The organism is Nocardiopsis sp. SBT366 (genome assembly GCF_001083815.1).
Taxonomy (GTDB): Bacteria; Actinomycetota; Actinomycetes; order Streptosporangiales; family Streptosporangiaceae; genus Nocardiopsis; species Nocardiopsis prasina.
Genome location: NZ_LAVM01000016.1, coordinates 63,677 through 81,197 on the forward strand (window position 1 = coordinate 63,677; position 17,521 = coordinate 81,197).

A 17,521-nucleotide genomic window follows, 5' to 3' on the forward strand; every position below is an offset into this window, starting at 1 on the left:
CCACGCGCCCCTCCAGGTCAGGTGGGGCGCGTGATCGCGTCATGAGGCAAAACTTGCCCGGCCTCCAGGGACACGGGCCGCGATATGGGTACAGGTCCTCCACAGCAGTCGCGTTGCGGTCATTTTCCCCTCACGGGGACGTCACCGTGCGGTCATGCAAAAGGGGGAGTCTGCCCACTGTGAGCACGGAATCAGCGCCAACGCCAGCGGGGCCCGCCACCGCCGACCTTCCCGCCGACAGGTTCATGGACCGGGAGGAGGGGTGGCTCCGGTTCAACCAACGAGTGCTCGAACTCGCGGAGGACGAGAACATCCCGCTGCTCGAACGGACGCGGTTCCTCGCGATCTTCTCCAGCAACCTGGACGAGTTCTTCATGGTGCGGGTGGCCGGGCTCAAGCGCCGTCTGGCCACGGGCCTGTCCGTCGCCTCACCCAGCGGGCACCACCCCAGGGACCTGCTGGAGCGCATCTCCCTGTTCACACACGACCAGATCCTGCGCCTGATCGCCTGTTTCGAGGACAGCGTCGCCCCAGCCCTGGCCCGGGAGGGCATCAGCATCGTCCGGTGGAGCGAACTGGACGACCGCGAACGCGAGTACCTGCACGGCTACTTCCGCCGCGCCATCTACCCGCTGGTGACGCCGTTCGCGGTCGACTCCGCGCACCCCTTCCCCTACATCTCGGGCCGTTCGCTCAACCTCGCGGTCACGGTGCGCGACTCCAACGACGACCGGCCCATGTTCGCCCGGGTCAAGGTGCCCAGCGCGCTCCCCAGGTTCATCGAGCTCACCACCCACGGCGGCGGCCGCTTCGTCCCGGTCGAGGACATCATCGCCGCGCACCTGCCCCAGCTGTTCGAGGGCATGCAGGTGGTCGAACACCACGCCTTCCGGGTCACCCGCAACGCCGACCTGGAGGTCGACGAGGACGAGACCGACGACCTCGTCCAGTCCCTGGAGAACGAACTCCTGCGCCGCCGCTTCGGACCGCTCGTGCGCCTGGAGGTGGAACAGTCCATCAGCGACGGGGCGCTGTCCATCCTCCGCGAGCAGCTCGGTGCCGAGGAGGAGGAGATCTACCGGGTTCCGGGGCCCCTCAACCTGGCCGGGCTCGCCCAGATCGCCGACACCGACCGCCCCGACCTGCGCTACCCGCCCATGGTCCCGGTGGAACCGCGCGCGCTCACCTCCGGCGACCTGTTCGCGACCATCCGCGAACGCGAGGTGCTCGTCCACCACCCCTACGAGTCCTTCGCCACCACCACGGAGCGGTTCCTCACCCTGGCCTCCACCGACCCCAAGGTCGTGGCGATCAAACAGACCCTGTACCGCACGAGCGGCGACTCACCCATCGTCGAGTCGCTCATCGAGGCGGCCAGGGAGGGCAAGGAGGTCGTGGTCCTGGTCGAGGTCAAGGCCCGCTTCGACGAACAGAACAACATCCAGTGGGCCCGCAAGCTGGAGGAGGCGGGCTGCCACGTCGTCTACGGGGTCGTGGGGCTCAAGACCCACTGCAAGCTGTCCATGGTCATCCGCCAGGACGACGACGGCCTGCTCCGCCGCTACTGCCACGTGGGCACGGGCAACTACAACCCGAGCACCGCACGGATCTACGAGGACTTCGGCCTGTTCAGCGCCGCCGCGGAGGTGGGCGAGGACGTCAGTGACCTCTTCAACAGCCTCACCGGGTTCTCCCGCAAGAAGCACTACCGCAGGCTCCTCGTGGCCCCCGCCGCCCTGCGCCGGGGACTCCTCAAACAGATCGCCACCGAGGTGGAGAACGGCCTCAAGGGCGAGCCCGCCCACATCAGGATCAAGGTGAACTCCCTCGTCGACGAGGAGATCATCGACGCCCTGTACCGAGCCTCTCAGTCCGGGGTCGACGTCGACCTGTGGGTACGCGGCAGCTGCGTGCTGCGCGCCGGGGTTCCGGGCCTGTCCGAGAAGATCCGGGTGCGCAGCATCCTGGGCCGCTTCCTCGAACACTCACGGGTGTTCGTCTTCGCCAACGGCTGGCGTCCCAAGGTGTGGATCGGCAGCGCCGACCTCATGCCCCGCAACCTCGACCGGCGCGTGGAGGCACTGGTCCGGATCGCCGACCCCGAGCAGTGCCGTCGGCTTGTGGGCATCATGGAGCTGGCGATGTCCGACAGCACCTCCTCGTGGCGGCTCGAACCCGACGGCTTGTGGAAGCGGGTCACCCACGACGCGGAGGGCCAACCGCTGGTCGACCTCCAGGACACCCTGAGAGGCGACCGGCACCTGAGAGTGGTGGACGGGTGAACACCCACGAACACGGGGCAGGTCACGAGGGCCCCGACGCGGGACCCTCGAGGACGAACGTCCCCGAGATCCGTATGACCAGTGCCTTCCCGCCGCGCGACACCGCGGTGGGCGGCTACCTGGAACCCATCCGCGCGGGCGGCGCGGTGCTCTGGCGCGACGGCCCCTCCGGTCGGGAGGTCGTCCTCATCCGGCGCCCCGACCGGGGTGACTGGACCCTGCCCAAGGGCAAGCTCAAGAACGGGGAACACCCCATCATCGGCGCCGTCCGGGAGGTCGAGGAGGAGACCGGCCTCACTCCCGTGATGGGGCGCCGGCTCCCGCCGCAGCGCTACCTCAAGGACGGCTGGCCCAAACAGGTGGAGTGGTGGGCGGCCACCCCGGCCCAGCCCGGCGGGCGGATCGACTACGAACCGAACGAGGAGGTGGAGACGGTCGAGTGGGTCGCCGTCGAGGAGGCCCGTGCCCGTCTCACCTACGACCACGACGTGCAGGTGCTCGACAACTTCCGGGTCGGTCCCGCGCGGACCTTCCCGATCGTCCTGCTGCGGCACCTGTCAGCGGGGGAGAAGCGCTCCTGGACCGACAGTGACCTGCTGCGACCGCTCGACGAGACCGGCCGCGCCGACGCCCTCGCCCTGCCCCGGGTGCTGGGCGCCTACGGGGGACTGCGCGCGCTGACGTCGGCGGCGGCCCGCTGCACGGAGTCCCTGCTGCCGCTGACGGTCGAGTGCGACGTCCCGATGAGTACAGAGCGCGCCCTCACGGTGGGACTCGAGGGCGGGGGCTACGACGTGGAGGAGGCCCGGGAGGTCATCGCGCGCGTCCTGGACGAGCAACGGCCCACGGTCGTGTGCACCCACGGTGAGCTGGTCCCGCACCTGCTCACCGAAGCGCTCACACGGCTGGGCGCGCCGCTTTCGCAACAGCGCGGCCTGCGCAAGGGGTCGTTCTGGGTGGTGCACGTCTCCCCGGAGGGGGAGCTGGCCGGGGTGGAGCGGCACGGGGTGCGCGAGTAGGTCCGCCCGTCGGCCCCGGTGAGGGAGTGGTCCCCGACGGTGACATGATGCCGTCATGCCCAAACACATGGTGGCCCGGAGCGTCGTGGTCGACGCACCGGCCAAGCGGATCTTCGACATCGTCGCCACACCGTCCCAGCACGCCGTGCTCGACGGCTCCGGCACCGTCCAGGGCGGGCCGTCCGGCCCGGACCGGTTGGAGCTGGGCTCCGAGTTCGGCATGGACATGAAGATGCTCGGGCTCCCCTACCGGATGACCAACCGCGTGGTGGAGTTCGAGGAGGGGCGGCTCATCGCCTGGAGGCACGTGGGCTCGCACCGCTGGCGCTACGAGTTCCGGGAGCTGCCCGAGGGCGGGACCCTCGTCACCGAGACCTTCGACTACTCGCGGGGCCAGATCGCCCTCTACGTGCTGAGCGGGGCCCCGGCGCGCAACGCGCGGGGCATCCTCCTGACGCTGGACCGGCTCAAGGCGGCCGCCGAGGCCGAGGAGGCCTGACCGCGACCGGGGCTCGCGATCCCCCCGGTCAGCGGTCGACCGCCACGCACGGCACTCTCCGAAATGCCCTAAAGTTCGGCAAGGGCCGCGTTCCCCCGCGCCTCCCGGCCGCCGCGGCGCGCAGGGTGAGCGGGCCCGCTGACAGGGAGTTTCCGGTGACAGGCGTGCCGGTCGATGCGGGAAGTCGGGAGACCAGTGGTGGGAACGAGCTTGGGCGACGTGTGGCAGGACGTGCTGACCGGCCAGCCCGATCCGGAACAGTGGATCATCGTCACGACCGCCGTGGTCGCCCTGGCGGCCGTGCTGCTGGGTCCGCCCTGGCGCGTGGCTCGCAACGTCGTCACCATCGCCCATGAGGGCGGGCACGCACTCGTGGCCCTGCTCAGCGGCCGCCAGCTGACCGGGATCCGACTGCACTCGGACACGTCCGGGGTGACGGTCTCCCGTGGCAGGCCCACGGGCATCGGCATGATCCTCACGGTCTTCGCGGGCTACGTCGCCCCGAGCGTGATCGGCCTCCTCGGCATCCTCATGCTGATGGCGGGCTACATCACCGCGCTGCTGTGGCTGAGCATCGTGATCCTGGCGGCCATGCTGCTCATGATCCGCAACTTCTACGGCGTGCTGTCGGTCGTGGTCACCGGAGCGGTGGTCTTCGGGGTCAGCTGGTTCACCCCGCACGAGGTCCAGGCGGCCTTCGCCTACCTGTTCATCTGGTTCCTGCTGTTCGCCGGTGTGCGCCCGGTCATCGAGCTCCAGTCACAGCGCGTGCGCAACCCCTCCCCGCACTCCGACGCGGACCAGCTCGCCCGCCTCACCGGACTCCCGGGCACCCTCTGGGTCGGGGTGTTCCTGCTGGTGAACGCCGCCGTCACCGCCCTGGGCGTGTGGCTGCTGTTCTTCTGAGCGGGAGACGCCGACCCGAGAGACGAAAACAGGCCCCGCGTCAGGACGCGGGGCCTTCGTCGTGCCCGGAGGCGGTGCGGCTACTGGGCGGTCTGCGGGGCGCTGAGCGCCAGGGCGACCGAGGCGAACACCGGGATGCGGGTGTCCAGCGAGGTGACGCGCAGGGTCTGCACCACGCGCGGCAGCGGGGCGGCGATCACCAGGAGGGCCTGCTGTTCCTTGGCGGCCTTGTGGGCGCGGATCAGCACGCGCAGCCCACTGGAGTCGATGAACCGCAGGTCGGCGCAGTCCAGCACGACGCGGCCGAAGGGCTGCGTGGTCAACGCCTCCGTGACCGCCTCCTGGAAGCGGTTCTCGGTGGCCATGTCGATCTCGCCGTCCAAGGCCAGCACTCTTCCGGCCTCGTGGAGGGTGGAGGAAATGGTCAGGTCGGGCATTGCGACTCCGGCGTACTCGGGCCGTGCCCGACGGGTCGGCGAGGCAGGCCGCACGTCGCCCCATCGGGGACGTGCGGTGACCGGTGCGATGGATGCGTTACCGCGTGAGCCAAGCTGATGGTTCATCAAGTTCCTTGCGTGGTGCCCCGGGCTGGGAACCGGGGAGGAAACGCCTTTCTCGCCTGGTTTGCTCGGAAAAGCACGGCACCGGGGTAACGCCTGGCCAGGGCCAGGAGTTCCTGGTGCCGTGTGTCGGTGTGACGTGCGTCGGTGTGACGTGCGACGAGGGCTCGGTGCATGGTGTCCCCGCGCTCGGCCGTCCCGCCGTAGCCGGCGGCCGCGTCGGGTCCTCCACTCGTGAGAACCCGCCCGCGACGGCGGGCATTCCCCGGTGGGTCGCGGCGGGGACCGTGGCTGGGCCGGTGGTCCCCGGTGGACCCGACTCCTCCCGGCGCACTGTCAGGGCGCTGGGACGCGTTGGAGTCGGGGCCGTCCAGCCTCGGACTTTACCACAGCGCCGTGGCCGATTCGTGACGGGAGCGACGCAAGGTCGTGCCCCCGCCAATTCACCGTTTCCGGGATACCTGGTGTATGGATTACGCCTTTTGCACGCACGGGGGCTCCGCGGGGTTCTCCTCGGGTTCGCGCTCGCTCTGCTGGACCGCCCACACACACGCGGAGAGGGTGAGCGGGACCGCCACGGTCAGCGCCAGCGCGGGGATGGCCACGCCCGAGTCGTTGGCCGCGAATCCCACCAGGGCCGTCACCAGGGAACCGGTCAGCCCGGCCCGGAGTGTCGGGGCGTACTCGTAGGCCCGCTGGAGCGCGCCGATCCGCCATCTGCCCGGCCGGTTGAGGACGGCGAACAGGAACACCAGGGCCCCGGCGGCCAGCAGGGTGAGGTGCCAGTTGCCCAGGGTGCCCAGCATCGCGCCCAGCTTGCGGGCCAGCACCGTCCCGGCGTCCCCGTTCACCACCAGCTCCGCGAACGCGCCGAAGTGGCTGCGGTCCTCCACCGGGCGCAGGTAGTCCATCCAGGCCAGAAGGGAGATCGCCGTGACCGAGACGACGGCCACCGCGGCCATGCGCAGGGCGGTGATCCGCACCCCCGCGATCATCATCGTGGTCACCGCCAGACCGGGGATCAGCGCGATGACGCCGCCGAAGTCCGTGCCCAGCCCCGGCCAGCCGATGATCAGCACCGAGGCGGCTCCCACGACGATGGTCGTCACGACGGCGGCGCGGCGCCTGCCCCGCGAGATCAGCGAGTGGGAGATGCCCGCCACCGCCATGAGCATGCCGGTGGCGAAGGTCGCGAAGGCGATGTTGCCGATCCCGTAGAACCGTCCCGCCACGATCGGGGAGTAGCCCGTGGGCGAGTTCATCTGGAGGTGCGCACCGACACAGAGGTCGATGAAGAGCACCAGGGTGGTCGCTCCCGCCACCACCGTCATCGGACCCAGGATCGTCCGGCGCCACGGTCCCGCCACAGCCAGTGCCACCACCAGGGCGTCCACGGCCAGGACCGAGGCCAGCAGGGCCAGCAGCGGGAACTGCGTCGCCCACCACGGGATCAGGTTGGCCAGATAACTCGCCACGGGGAAGGCCGCGCCCGCCAGCGCCACAACGCGCGTCACCGACAGCACCACGGCCCGCTTGCCCCGCTCGCCCCACGAGTACCGGTGCATCGCGTAGGCCGCCGCCGCGTAGATGAGCAGCTGGATGGCGACCAGGCCGCTGAAGAACCCGGGGATGGCCGTGCCCACGACAACGGCGGCGGTGTTGAAGTCCACCAGGCGGACCATGGCCTCCTCGGCGGGTTGCGGGCGGTCGGTGGTCTGCCACGCCCGACCACCGGTGGGCCCGCCCGGGTCCATGCCCAGAGTGCGCAGCACGGTGACGGTGGTGTCGGTCAGGGTCACCAACCCGGGACGCCGGGTGGACTCCGACGCCAGGAAGGCGGAGGGCCCGACCAGCCCCTGGGCTGTCATCTCCCCGGTGAGCGCCACGGTCAGCTGGGAGGGGCCGGTGTCCATGGAGACGCCGACCACCATCAGGGTCGCGCCCGCGGGCAGGTTCCGCACCAGAGCGGACAGCCGGGAGTCGAGTGTCTCCAGGGTGTCCTCGCGGATCTGCTCGGGCACGTCCTCGGGCTTGGCCTCCTGGGGTTCGTCGTCCTCGTCGGGTTCGGCGGGGTACAGGCTGGTCAGCTCGGGCAGTTCCACCGTCGCGAGGGACACGCCCTGGAGGCGCTCCTGGGAGAGGTCGCGCGCCGAGTCGACGTAGTGGTCGACCCGCCCCGACTCGTCCGCGGCGCCCAGAGCGGCGCCCGGACCGGCGGCCAGGGTCAGACCGCCCTGGTCACGCACGGTCTGTCCGAGCAGGCCCACCGGTGCGGAGAAGACCGACCGCGCGTTCTGGTCGACGAAGTCGCCGAATCCCGGGACGGTCGCTCCCGACCCGTCCACGACCGGCTCCGGGGCGGGCTCGCACACGGTGAAGCGCTCACGGTCGGAGAGTGCGCGCTGCCCGGCCGAGACCGAGAGCCACCCGTCAGTGGGGCAGGTCCGCGAGGTGGCGGTGCGGATGGACACGTTGCCGATCGCCCCGGCCTCGGCCATCTCCCACAGTGCGGGCGTGTGCTCGGGGGTGACGTCCTCCCAGAGCAGGCCCGGAACGCCCACCAGCACGACCGGGCCGTCGGCCTGACCGGTGTGGTCCGGGCCGAGGTTCGCGGAGGCCCCCGAGCTCGCGGCGGCGGGAGCCGTGCAGAGCAGGACCGCGGCTACCAAGATGAGGGCGTACGGGCGCCTTCTGGGGCTCCTGCGCGGGAGCCCTCCTGGGAGCCCGCCCGGGCGCCCTCCCGGTCGCCGGGCACGGCCTTCGGCCGAACACCGTTCCGAGCGCAGGCCGAGCCATCGACTCGGTGACATGGCGGTCCCCCCGATCGCGATCACCTCACTGGTCGCCCACCCTAGTGATCACACCGCTCTGAGCGGGGAAAACGGCGATTCCGGACAGGGAGGAACCGGACGGGAGAAGCGGGGCGCGGAGTACCGGGGGACCGGGGCGCGGCCTCGGGGCGGGCACCGTGGTTCAGGGGGTCAGGCCCCACTCCTCCAGGGTCGCGTCGGCGTTGGGCAGGGGGCGTCCCCGGGTGACCTCGCCGGGGGTGCGGCCGAACCTCGGCGCCGGGCCCGCCACCAAGCGGTCGCCCTCGCCTCGCACGAGCGCGCCCCGGGCCCGCACGTGCGGGTGGTCGGGCGCCTCCGCCAGGGACAGGACGGGCATCACACAGGCGTCGGTGTCCTCGAACACCGCACCCCACTCGTCACGACCGCGCGTGCGCAGCACCTCGGCGAAGCGTGCGCGCAGCCGGGGCCACCCCTCGGTGTCCCACTGTTCGGGCAGGTCCTCGCCGTCCAGCCCCACTCCCGTGAGGAACGCGGCGTAGAACTGCGGCTCGATGCAGGCCACGGAGACGTGGCGGCCGTCGGAGCACTCGTAGACGTCGTACCAGGGAGCGCCGGTGTCGAGGTAGTTGGTGCCGCGTTCGTCGGTCCACGCTCCGCGCGCGCGGTCCTCGTGCACCATCGACATCAGCAGGGCGCTGCCGTCCACCATCGCGGCGTCCACGACCTGGCCGCGCCCGGAACCGCGCCGCTCCAGCAGTGCGGCCAGGACACCCGTGACCGCGAACATCGTCCCTCCCGCGAAGTCACCGAGCAGGTTGATGGGCGGGACCGGGGGCCCTTCCGCGCGTCCGATGGAGTGCAGGGCTCCGTTCACGGACACGTAGTTCATGTCGTGCCCTGCGGTGCGGGCCAACGGGCCGTCCTGCCCCCAGCCGGTGACCCGCGCGTACACCAGGCCCGGGTTGAGCTCCAGACACTCGTCGGGGCCAAGGCCCAGCCGTTCCATGACCCCCGGTCGGAAGCCCTCCAGGAGGACGTCGGCGCGGGCGACGAGTTCGCGGGTGCGGGCCATCCCCTCGTCGGACTTGAGGTCGGCGCCGACCACGGTGCGCCCCTCGCTCATGTGCGGTCCCGTGGAGCCGCCATTCATGGCGTCGGCGGCCATGGGGCGGTCGATCCGGATCACGCTGGCGCCCATGTCGGCCAGCAGCATCCCGGCCATCGGTGCCGGGCCGATCCCGGTGAACTCGACGACGCGGGTTCCGTTGAGCGGTCCCATGGTGCCTCCGGGGTGTTGGTCGGGAGTGGTGACTAGAACGACGTTCGGTTCATTGTGCAGGCTGTGTCGCCCCGACGCCAGGTCGCCGACTCCGGCCGGGGAGGGGAAAAGAATAGAGGGAAATACGTGATTTGCCAGGGAATGGTTTTCGGGTCATGTCAAAACTCCACGTACTCCTGGTGTTAATGTGACCCTGTTCGGCGCCCCCGAACACCCCTCCACCACCGAGAACTCCACGAACCAACCCTTGAAGAAGGGCTCGGAAGTCATGCCCAGAAAACCCGGGAAGAACGGCGCCAGCCGCCGTTCCCGAAGGCGTCGGCGACGCAGGGCGTCCCTCGTCCTTCCGCTGCCGGTGATGGCGGCCGCCGTCGCCGCCGTACTGGCCGCGGCGGGCGGAGGAACGGCCCTGGCCATGGAGAAGACCGTTCGGCTGGACGCCAACGGTGAGCAGAGCGAGGTCCGTACCTTCGGCGACAGCGTCCAGGACGTCCTCGACTCCGCCGGGATCGAGCTCGGCGAACACGACGTGGTCGCCCCCTCCCCGGACACCACCCTCAGCGCCGGTGACCACGTCGTGGTCCGCTCGCCCAGAGAGCTCACCGTCGACCTCGACGGGCACGAACTCGCCCACCGGGTGCACGCCGCCACCCTCGGCGAGGCCCTCGGACAGATCGGACTCGACCCCGAGGGCGTCGAACTCTCCCTGGCCCACGACGCCGCGATCCCCGAGGGCGGGCTCGAGGTGAGTGCCCAACGCGCTCCCCGGATGGTCGTCATGTACGACACCGTGCGCTCCGAGACCCGCACCACCGGCGAGACCGTCGCCGACGTGCTCAGCGCGGCAGGGGTCGAGACCGGCGAGCACGACATCGTCTCCCCGGAGCCCGACGAGCCCGCCGAACCCGACATGGTCGTCCGCGTCCTGCCCGCCCTCGGCACACCCGAGACCGAGGAGGTCGTGATCGAGGCCGAGACGGTCGAGCGCGAGAACCCCGACCTCCCCGAGGGCGAACGCGAGGTCGTCACCGAACCGGAGGACGGGCTCAAGGAGGTCACCACGCTGCGTGTCCTGCGCCACGGCGAGGAGGCCGAGCACGAACTCTCCGAGAAGGTCGTCACCGAACCCGTCGAGGGCCTCGTGGAGATCGGCACCAAGGTCGAGGAGGAGCCCGACCCCGACGAGGCCAGCGGCGAGGCGAGCGGCCTCAACTGGGCCGGGCTGGCCCAGTGCGAGTCCGGAGGCAACGCCTCCGCGGTGAACTCGGCCGGCGGCTACTACGGGCTCTACCAGTTCAGCCCGAGCACGTGGGCGTCGGTCGGCGGCAGCGGGCTGCCCTCCGAGGCCAGCCCCGCCGAGCAGACCCAGCGCGCCCAACAGCTCTACGACACCGTCGGCGGGAACTGGCAGAGCCAGTGGCCGCACTGCGGGGTCCACCTCTTCGACTGACCGGGACGAACAGGCCGTTCGTCGGGAGGCGATCCCACCGAACGCGGCGTGGATGAGCGGGTGGGCGGCGGCTGGCAAGATGTGTGGGTGACACAGACACCCGAATCCGACCCCGCCGACCGTTCCCGCCTGCTCACCCCCGCCGACGTGCGGGCCCTCGCCGAGCGGTTCGGTATCCGGCCCACCAAGACCCTGGGCCAGAACTTCGTCATCGACCACGGCACCGTCCGCCGCATCGTCCGTGTCGCGGGCGTCGGCGCCGACGACGTGGTCGTCGAGGTGGGGCCCGGACTCGGCTCGCTCACCCTCGCGCTGCTCCCGCACGTGCGGCAGGTCACCGCGATCGAGATCGACCCGGGGCTGGCCGAGGCGCTGCCCGGCACCGTCGTTGACCACGCCCCCGACCTCGCCGACCGGCTCACGGTGGTTCCCGGCGACGCCATGCGCGTCACCGAACTGCCCGGCCCCGCCCCCACCGCGCTCGTGGCCAACCTGCCCTACAACGTCTCCGTGCCGGTCCTGCTGCACCTGCTCGAACTCCTGCCCAGCCTGGAACGGGTCCTGGTGATGGTGCAGGCCGAGGTCGCCGACCGGATCACGGCCACCCCGGGTGGCCGTATCTACGGGGTGCCCTCCGCGAAGGTCGCCTGGTACGCCAGCGCGCGCCGGGCCGGTTCGGTCGGCCGCAACGTCTTCTGGCCCGCGCCCAACGTCGACTCCGGGCTGGTGGAGCTGATCCGCCGTCCCGAGCCCAGCACGAAGGCGCCGCGCCGGGAGGTCTTCAAGGTCATCGACGCCGCCTTCGCCCAGCGCCGCAAGACCCTGCGCGCGGCCCTGTCCGGGTGGGCGGGCTCGGCCCCCGCCGCGGAGGAGGCGCTCCGGGCCGCCGGTGTCCAGCCGAGCGCGCGCGGTGAGTCCCTGGGCATCGAGGAGTTCGCGGCGATCGCGGAGCACCGGCCGGAGTAGTGCCCGGAGTGCCGTTGGGGCACCGGCGGGAGTGCTCCTGGAGCGCCGCCCGGGGTGCGCTGGGCGCACCGCCAGGGGGTAGCCGCGGGAGTGGCTCGGCCGGGGACACCGCGAGGGACACCGCCGGGAGCAGCGGCCGAGGCGTGCGGTGTGCCCGGAGCGCGCCAGGGGCTGGCCGGGGAGTAGGCGGCGGACGGGACGCGTGACGGTTGGACGCGCGGCGTTCGGGTGGGGCGGGTTTCGGACAGGAACTCGCAGGCATCCATCGGCGCGCATGACGAAGGGGCGCCCTCCGAGGAGGACGCCCCTTCCTGTTCCTGAAGCCGGGGCGGCGAATCAGCCCCGGTCCGGCGGGGGAGGGAGTTCCTCCGACTCCCGGGGGCGGGACCGGAACAGGGCCCGCGCCACCGCGGCCACGCCCAGACCCACCGCCAGCACCGGCAGCAGCCACAGCACGTTCGGTTCCCACTCGCCGCTGCCCCGGATGACGAACGCGACCGCGAGCCCCAGGAACAGCAGTCCCGCGAGCAGCGAACCCCAGTCAGTTCCCCGCTTGGTCATACCGCACCTCCACTGTTCCGGCCCTGCTCATGGCGTGCACGTTGATCACCGGCACACCGTCCTGTCCGTTCCCTGCTTCCCCGGTCCCCTCGGCGCTTCCGGATCCTTCGGTACTCCCGGAACCCTCCGGGGCTCGCGTCGGCTCGAAGGTCTCCTCATGGGTGACGCGCAGCCCGGTCACGAAGTCGCCGTCGGGCTCGGCGTCCCCGACACCGACCGTCCCGGCCCAGACGTTCGACACCAGGTTGACGCGGGCGTCCTCGGGGATCACCAGGACCAGGGAGCCCACGTCCACCCGGGCCGTCACGTCCACCGACTCACCGGGGTCGACGTCCGCGGGCAGCCCCGTCAGGTCCAGCGTCCCCGACCCCACGTTCAGCCACAGGTCGTCCGACCCGGCCTCGGCGGCCGTGGCCGGCGCCCAGTCCCGGTCACCGATCCGGACCTTGGTGACGTCGGTGGCGGACACCAGCATCGCGCCGAGCACGGCGAGGCAGCCCAGGGACATCAGCCCCCGAGGGTTGCCCACCCAGGCCCCGACCAGTGCGTACAAACCGATCACCGCCACCACGGCGGCCATGAAGTAGACACCGAGGTCCGGCCCCCACAGCAGCTGGGCGGTGCTCGCCTCGGACACGGGCGGGCCCAGGTGCGGGGCGGTGAACGCCCACGCGATCCCCATGGCGACCACGGTCCACAGCGCGTGTGAGGCCAGCGGTGAGGAACGCGGCTTCCATCCGTGACCCGAACCGTCGCCACGGCAGCCCCCGCCGTGCCGGTCCGCCTCCTTCCTCCCCCCGTCGCAGGTGTCCTCGTCCCCGTCGTCCTCGTACTCGTCCTCTTCGTCGTCCGGGTCCAGCGACGTGCGCTCGGACACCACCGCCAGGTCCACCGGGCCCTGCGGGGCCGAGGCCCACGGCTGGGCCGGGTTGTAGTAGGCGGGAACCGGTTGCGGCACCGGACCGGTGGGCGGCGGTTCGCGCGTGGCGAGGTCCGAACGGAGCGCGAGCAACGAGGCCCGCAGGTCCACACCCCGGTTCCTCGCGGTCAGCAACCCCAGGACCAGCGGGATCGCCAACACGAGCGTTCCCCAACCGAACCCGCCCACCAGGCTGAGCGCCGTGGCTCCGGCGAGGCCGACGGTCAGCAGCTTCAGCACCGCGTGCGGCGGGATGCTGCGGTTGAGCATCTGCTCGAAGGTCGCCGGACCGCCCTCCGAGTCGCGCATGAGCATCCACGCCGCGATGTACAGCAGCAGCCCGGCACCACCGGCGAACGCGGTCAGCACGAACGCCGCCCGCCACACGACGGGGTCCACCCGCGTGTACGCGCCCAGTCCGGCGCACACCCCGGCCAGGGCCTGTCGCTGGTCGTCGCGGCGCAGCTCGGGGCCGGTCGCCCGGCCCGACGCCCCAGCGGGCGGATGGTTCTCGGTGGCCACGCCCTCGGCCGCCGTGGCCCCGAAGCCGGAGCCCGAGCCCGAACCGAAAGCGGTGGCACCGGAACCGGTGGGACCCGCAGGGCCAGTGGGACCGCCCCCGGGGGGGCCGTACCCGAAGGCCGCCCCGTCTCCAAGGGCCCCGTTGCCCAGGGGGCCGCCCCCCGCCGACGCCCCGGTCGGCGACTGTCCGTCAGACATGGACGCTCACCACACTTTCCTCATGGAACCATCGTGACCTCTGATACGTCGCGAAGGGAATCCGGGACGACCCTGAACCCACCCTGACCAGAACACCAGGGCAGGACCAGGGCCGTGCCCCGGATGTCCCACGAGGCTCACACAGGGCATGCTGGAACCGTCCAGAACCACGCGCGAGCCCACGCCAGGAGGGTCGCGCCACACACGAAAGCGGTGATCGGGCGGTGCCAACGACGGCCGTGGAGACCCCGCGGCTCACCCGCGCGGTCAACGGCAGACTCCTCGGCGGCGTCGCCTCGGGGCTGGCCCGGCACCTGGGCCTGGACCCGGTCGTGGTCCGCCTCGCGTTCATGGCGCTCGCCGTCGGCGGCATCGGGGTGGCCGTCTACGTGGCCCTCTACTTCCTCGTACCCAAGGAGGAGGTCGGCGGCGACGGACCCGAACCGGCCGAGGACGCCAGGCGCAAGGGCCGCGACATCTCACAGCTCGTCGCCTACGTCGGCCTCGCCGCCGGGCTGGGCTTCCTCTTCCTGATCTTCGGCGGAGTCTTCGACCCACTCCTGTGGTTCGTCATCTTCGGTGCGCTCGGGGCCACCATCCTGTGGCAGCAGGCCAACCCCGCCGAACGCAACGAGTGGATGAACAGCACAGTCAGCCGCACGCGACCCAAGAGCATCATGCGCACCGCCGCCGGTGTCCTGCTGGTGGTGGTCGGCGTGATCGGCTTCCTGGTCTTCCAACAGCAGCTCCAGGAGGCCCGCGCCGGACTCACCTTCGCGTTCACGCTCATCACCGGGATCGCGCTGATCGTCGCCCCCTGGATCATCGGGCTCATCCGCGAACGCGACTCCGAGCGCCGTGAGCGCATCCGCAACGCCGAACGCGCCGAACTCGCCGCGCACATCCACGACTCCGTCCTGCACACGCTGACCCTCATCCAGCGCCGCGCCGAGGACCCCCGCGAGGTCCAGCGCCTGGCCCGCGTGCAGGAACGCGCCCTGCGCAGTTGGCTCTACCAGCGCCCCGCCGACGCCGAGACCACCGTCACACCCGGCCTGGAGCGGGTGGCCGCCGAGGTCGAGGAGGAACACGGCGTGCCCATCGAGGTGGTGTGCGTCGGCGACGCGCCCATCGACGACGGCATCAGCGCCATGCTCCGCGCCGCCCGCGAAGCCATGGTCAACGCCTCCAAGTACGCCGGAACGGACAGCATCTCCGTGTTCGGGGAGGTGGACGAAGGTGAGGTCCTGGTGTTCGTGCGGGACCGTGGCGCCGGGTTCGACCTCGACGACATCCCGGAGGACAGGATGGGCGTGCGCGGCTCCATCATCGGCCGCATGGAGCGCCATGGTGGGACCGCGCGCATCCGGACCGAGCCGGGCGAGGGCACCGAGGTACAACTCCGCATGCCGCGTATCCCCGACATGTGAGCGGGCCCCGTCGGCCGGAGGACCCCTGGGTCCGGACGCGCGGGGCCGGAGCCCCGGAGCCCACGGGCCCGTGGGTCCGGCGACCAGTGCTCCGGGAAGTGGCCGCTTCGGGCCAGAGGAGGTCCGGAGCGACGCGGGCCACTACCTACCGGGTGACTTCCCTGGATAGGGTCCAGGTGTGGGAGAAGAGAGCACGAACTTCAGTGACGGAGACGCGGTCCCCCGCGTCGTGATCGTGGACGACCACCGGCTGTTCCGCAGCGGGGTACGCGGGGAACTCGGGGACGCAGTCAACGTCATCGGCGAGGCCGGGGACGTCGACAGCGCGGTGCACGTCATCGGTGAGACCCTGCCCGACCTCGTACTCCTCGACGTGCACCTGCCCGGAGGCGGGGGAGTCGAGGTGCTCCGGCGGGTCCTGGCCAAGCACTCCCAGATCCGCTTCCTCGCCCTGTCGGTCTCCGACGCGGCCGAGGACGTCATCGGCGTGGTGCGCGGCGGCGCCCGCGGCTACGTCACCAAGACCATCTCCGGCAAGGACCTGGCCAACGCCATCGTCCGGGTCGCCGACGGGGACGCGGTGTTCTCACCGCGACTGGCCGGATTCGTGCTGGACGCCTTCTCCGCGACCGACGCGCCCCCGGTCGACCCCGAGCTGGACCGCCTCACCCAGCGCGAACGCGAGGTCCTGCGGCACATCGCCCGTGGCTACGCGTACAAGGAGGTCGCCAAGGAGCTGTTCATCTCGGTCAAGACGGTCGAGACGCACGTGTCCTCGGTGCTGCGCAAGCTCCAGCTGTCCAACCGGCACGAACTCAGCCGCTGGGCCACCGCCCGCCGCCTGGTCTGAGCCCGGCGGGGACGCGCTCCACGAAGGGTGCGGTCCCCGCTCGGCGGTCCCCAGGGGCCCGGTCAGCGCAGGGAGTCGAGCATGCGGTCGAGGAACTCGTCCTCCCGCACCTCGGTGATCACCCGCGCGGCCCGGCGCTCGTCCGCGCTCGGCCGCAGCCGCCGGTCCGCGACGGTCATCCCGCGGGTCAGCCCGCCGGTGAGCTCCACCCGCACCGGAGCCTCGAAGGCACCGGTCACCAGGTGCGGGTCCACCAGCACCGCCGCGGCCAACGGGTCGTGCATCGCGCACTGGCGCACTCCGAAGATGCCCCGGTAGAACTCGGCGTAGAAGTCCAGGAACGCGGACGTGTTCTGGGCGCGCGCCCCCGGAACCTCCTGGAGCCGGTCCAGCCAGGCCCCGGTGGCCACGGTCCGCATGGTGATGTCGAGCGCGATCAGGTCCAGGTCGAACCCGGCCGCGAACACAGCCTCGGCGGCCTCGGGGTCGTTGGCGATGTTGGCCTCCGCGTGCGAGGAGACGTTCCCGGGCACCTCCACGGCGCCGCCCATCACAACGAGGCGCCGCACCAGTTCCGGCAGACGCGGCTCCAGGCCGAGCGCCAGCGCCAGGTTGGTCAGCGGTCCCACGGCCAGGACGTCGATCTCGCCCGGGTTCTCCCGCACCAGGCGCACGAGGAGTTCGGCGGCGGACTCGGCCACCGGCTCGCGGGCGGGCTCGGGGAGCTTCACGTCACCCAGGCCGTTCCCACCGTGCACGTGACCGGCCAGACTCGGCTCCTGCACCAGCGGGCGGGCGGCGCCCACGGCCACCGGCACGTCCGGGCGGCCGTACAGGTCGAGCAGGCGCAGTGCGTTCAGCGCGGTCACCTCGACCGTGTTGTTGCCGAACACCGCGCCGATCCCGACGATCTCCACCTCCGGCCGCGCGGCCAGGTAGGCGAGTGCGACGGCGTCGTCGATCCCCGGATCGCAGTCGACGAACACACGCATGGACTCCTGGTCAGCCAAGACCAATCTCCCCCCGAACAGGACACGGACCAGCCAGGCGAAGGACCTGGTTGGTGTTGGGGGCGTGTCCGGTGGCCTCGTGCCCGGCCGCGTCACAGGAGGAGCGGCGGGCGCGCCCGCGTCCCGTCGCGTGGCGTGCACGCGCGCGACCGGCGACATCCACCGAAAACGCCCCTAACAGGGTAAGCCGCCGACCACACCGGACGTCGACGGATGGCTCGGGCCGGGGGAGGAGGAGAACCTCCCCCGGCCCGAGCCATCCGTCGACGTCCGGTGTG

General features: G+C 71.5%; 14 protein-coding genes. 8 read left to right on the forward strand and 6 right to left on the reverse strand.

The window, feature by feature from the left end:
- Positions 1-179 precede the first annotated feature (179 nt).
- The 4 genes from ADX84_RS07170 to ADX84_RS07185 all read left to right on the forward strand — a co-directional run bounded on the left by ADX84_RS07170 (position 180) and on the right by ADX84_RS07185 (position 4,706).
- Positions 180-2,282, forward strand: coding sequence for an RNA degradosome polyphosphate kinase (locus tag ADX84_RS07170; protein ID WP_082206331.1), 2,103 nt, complete (start codon positions 180-182; stop codon positions 2,280-2,282).
- Positions 2,283-2,356: 74 nt separating this feature from the next.
- Positions 2,357-3,301, forward strand: coding sequence for an NUDIX hydrolase (locus ADX84_RS07175; protein ID WP_049569429.1), 945 nt, complete (start codon positions 2,357-2,359; stop codon positions 3,299-3,301).
- Between the two features lie 55 nt (positions 3,302-3,356).
- Positions 3,357-3,800, forward strand: a complete 444-nt coding sequence (locus ADX84_RS07180) for an SRPBCC family protein (protein ID WP_049569363.1) — start codon at positions 3,357-3,359, stop codon at positions 3,798-3,800.
- Between the two features lie 174 nt (positions 3,801-3,974).
- Positions 3,975-4,706 (forward strand): M50 family metallopeptidase, encoded by a 732-nt coding sequence (locus tag ADX84_RS07185; protein WP_199776500.1) that lies wholly within the window; start codon positions 3,975-3,977, stop codon positions 4,704-4,706.
- A gap of 80 nt (positions 4,707-4,786) precedes the next feature.
- Here the strand turns inward: ADX84_RS07185 and ADX84_RS07190 are convergent, their stop codons facing one another.
- The 3 genes from ADX84_RS07190 to ADX84_RS07200 form a co-directional block, all read right to left on the reverse strand.
- Positions 4,787-5,143 (reverse strand): STAS domain-containing protein, encoded by a 357-nt coding sequence (locus ADX84_RS07190; protein ID WP_049569369.1) that lies wholly within the window; start codon positions 5,141-5,143, stop codon positions 4,787-4,789.
- 596 nt (positions 5,144-5,739) lie between these two features.
- Positions 5,740-7,938 carry a hypothetical protein gene (locus ADX84_RS07195; RefSeq protein WP_049569431.1) on the reverse strand — a complete coding sequence of 733 codons (2,199 nt, stop codon included), beginning with the start codon at positions 7,936-7,938 and terminating at the stop codon, positions 5,740-5,742.
- Positions 7,939-8,239: 301 nt separating this feature from the next.
- Positions 8,240-9,337, reverse strand: a complete 1,098-nt coding sequence (locus ADX84_RS07200) for a CaiB/BaiF CoA-transferase family protein (protein ID WP_049569371.1) — start codon at positions 9,335-9,337, stop codon at positions 8,240-8,242.
- A gap of 358 nt (positions 9,338-9,695) precedes the next feature.
- On the opposite strand from ADX84_RS07200, the gene ADX84_RS07205 reads away from it, so the two are divergent.
- Together ADX84_RS07205 and rsmA are read left to right on the forward strand one after the other, a co-directional pair.
- The gene (locus tag ADX84_RS07205) at positions 9,696-10,787 is read left to right on the forward strand and encodes a resuscitation-promoting factor (protein ID WP_049569434.1); all 1,092 of its coding nucleotides are present in this window, start codon (positions 9,696-9,698) and stop codon (positions 10,785-10,787) included.
- An 81-nt stretch (positions 10,788-10,868) separates the two neighbouring features.
- The gene (gene rsmA, locus ADX84_RS07210) at positions 10,869-11,753 is read left to right on the forward strand and encodes a 16S rRNA (adenine(1518)-N(6)/adenine(1519)-N(6))-dimethyltransferase RsmA (protein ID WP_049569377.1); all 885 of its coding nucleotides are present in this window, start codon (positions 10,869-10,871) and stop codon (positions 11,751-11,753) included.
- Positions 11,754-12,089: 336 nt separating this feature from the next.
- On the opposite strand, the gene ADX84_RS07215 is transcribed toward rsmA, so the two are convergent.
- Both ADX84_RS07215 and ADX84_RS07220 read right to left on the reverse strand, forming a co-directional pair.
- A complete protein-coding gene (locus ADX84_RS07215; protein ID WP_049569384.1) occupies positions 12,090-12,314 on the reverse strand; it encodes a hypothetical protein in 225 nt (74 codons plus the stop codon).
- Complete coding sequence (locus tag ADX84_RS07220) at positions 12,295-13,953, reverse strand: PspC domain-containing protein (protein WP_082206334.1); 1,659 nt, start codon at positions 13,951-13,953, stop codon at positions 12,295-12,297. Before ADX84_RS07220 ends, ADX84_RS07215 begins: the two co-directional genes overlap by 20 nt.
- A 224-nt stretch (positions 13,954-14,177) precedes the next feature.
- On the opposite strand from ADX84_RS07220, the gene ADX84_RS07225 reads away from it, so the two are divergent.
- Both ADX84_RS07225 and ADX84_RS07230 read left to right on the forward strand, forming a co-directional pair.
- Positions 14,178-15,383, forward strand: a complete 1,206-nt coding sequence (locus tag ADX84_RS07225; RefSeq protein ID WP_049569387.1) for an ATP-binding protein — start codon at positions 14,178-14,180, stop codon at positions 15,381-15,383.
- A gap of 178 nt (positions 15,384-15,561) precedes the next feature.
- Positions 15,562-16,233, forward strand: coding sequence for a response regulator transcription factor (locus tag ADX84_RS07230; RefSeq protein ID WP_049569393.1), 672 nt, complete (start codon positions 15,562-15,564; stop codon positions 16,231-16,233).
- Positions 16,234-16,295: 62 nt separating this feature from the next.
- On the opposite strand, the gene ADX84_RS07235 is transcribed toward ADX84_RS07230, so the two are convergent.
- Complete coding sequence (locus ADX84_RS07235) at positions 16,296-17,225, reverse strand: nucleoside hydrolase (RefSeq protein ID WP_049569396.1); 930 nt, start codon at positions 17,223-17,225, stop codon at positions 16,296-16,298.
- Positions 17,226-17,521 lie beyond the last annotated feature (296 nt).

Bases quoted from the DNA above. Each gene is read 5' to 3' on its own strand.
- ADX84_RS07235 (WP_049569396.1), bottom strand. From the start codon at position 17,225: ATGCGTGTGTTCGTCGACTGCGATCCGGGGATCGACGACGCCGTCGCA.
- ADX84_RS07175 (WP_049569429.1), top strand. From the start codon at position 2,357: ATGACCAGTGCCTTCCCGCCGCGCGACACCGCGGTGGGCGGCTACCTG.
- ADX84_RS07220 (WP_082206334.1), bottom strand. From the start codon at position 13,953: ATGTCTGACGGACAGTCGCCGACCGGGGCGTCGGCGGGGGGCGGCCCC.
- ADX84_RS07215 (WP_049569384.1), bottom strand. From the start codon at position 12,314: ATGACCAAGCGGGGAACTGACTGGGGTTCGCTGCTCGCGGGACTGCTG.
- ADX84_RS07180 (WP_049569363.1), top strand. From the start codon at position 3,357: ATGCCCAAACACATGGTGGCCCGGAGCGTCGTGGTCGACGCACCGGCC.
- ADX84_RS07185 (WP_199776500.1), top strand. From the start codon at position 3,975: ATGCGGGAAGTCGGGAGACCAGTGGTGGGAACGAGCTTGGGCGACGTG.
- ADX84_RS07200 (WP_049569371.1), bottom strand. From the start codon at position 9,337: ATGGGACCGCTCAACGGAACCCGCGTCGTCGAGTTCACCGGGATCGGC.
- ADX84_RS07205 (WP_049569434.1), top strand. From the start codon at position 9,696: ATGGCGGCCGCCGTCGCCGCCGTACTGGCCGCGGCGGGCGGAGGAACG.
- ADX84_RS07190 (WP_049569369.1), bottom strand. From the start codon at position 5,143: ATGCCCGACCTGACCATTTCCTCCACCCTCCACGAGGCCGGAAGAGTG.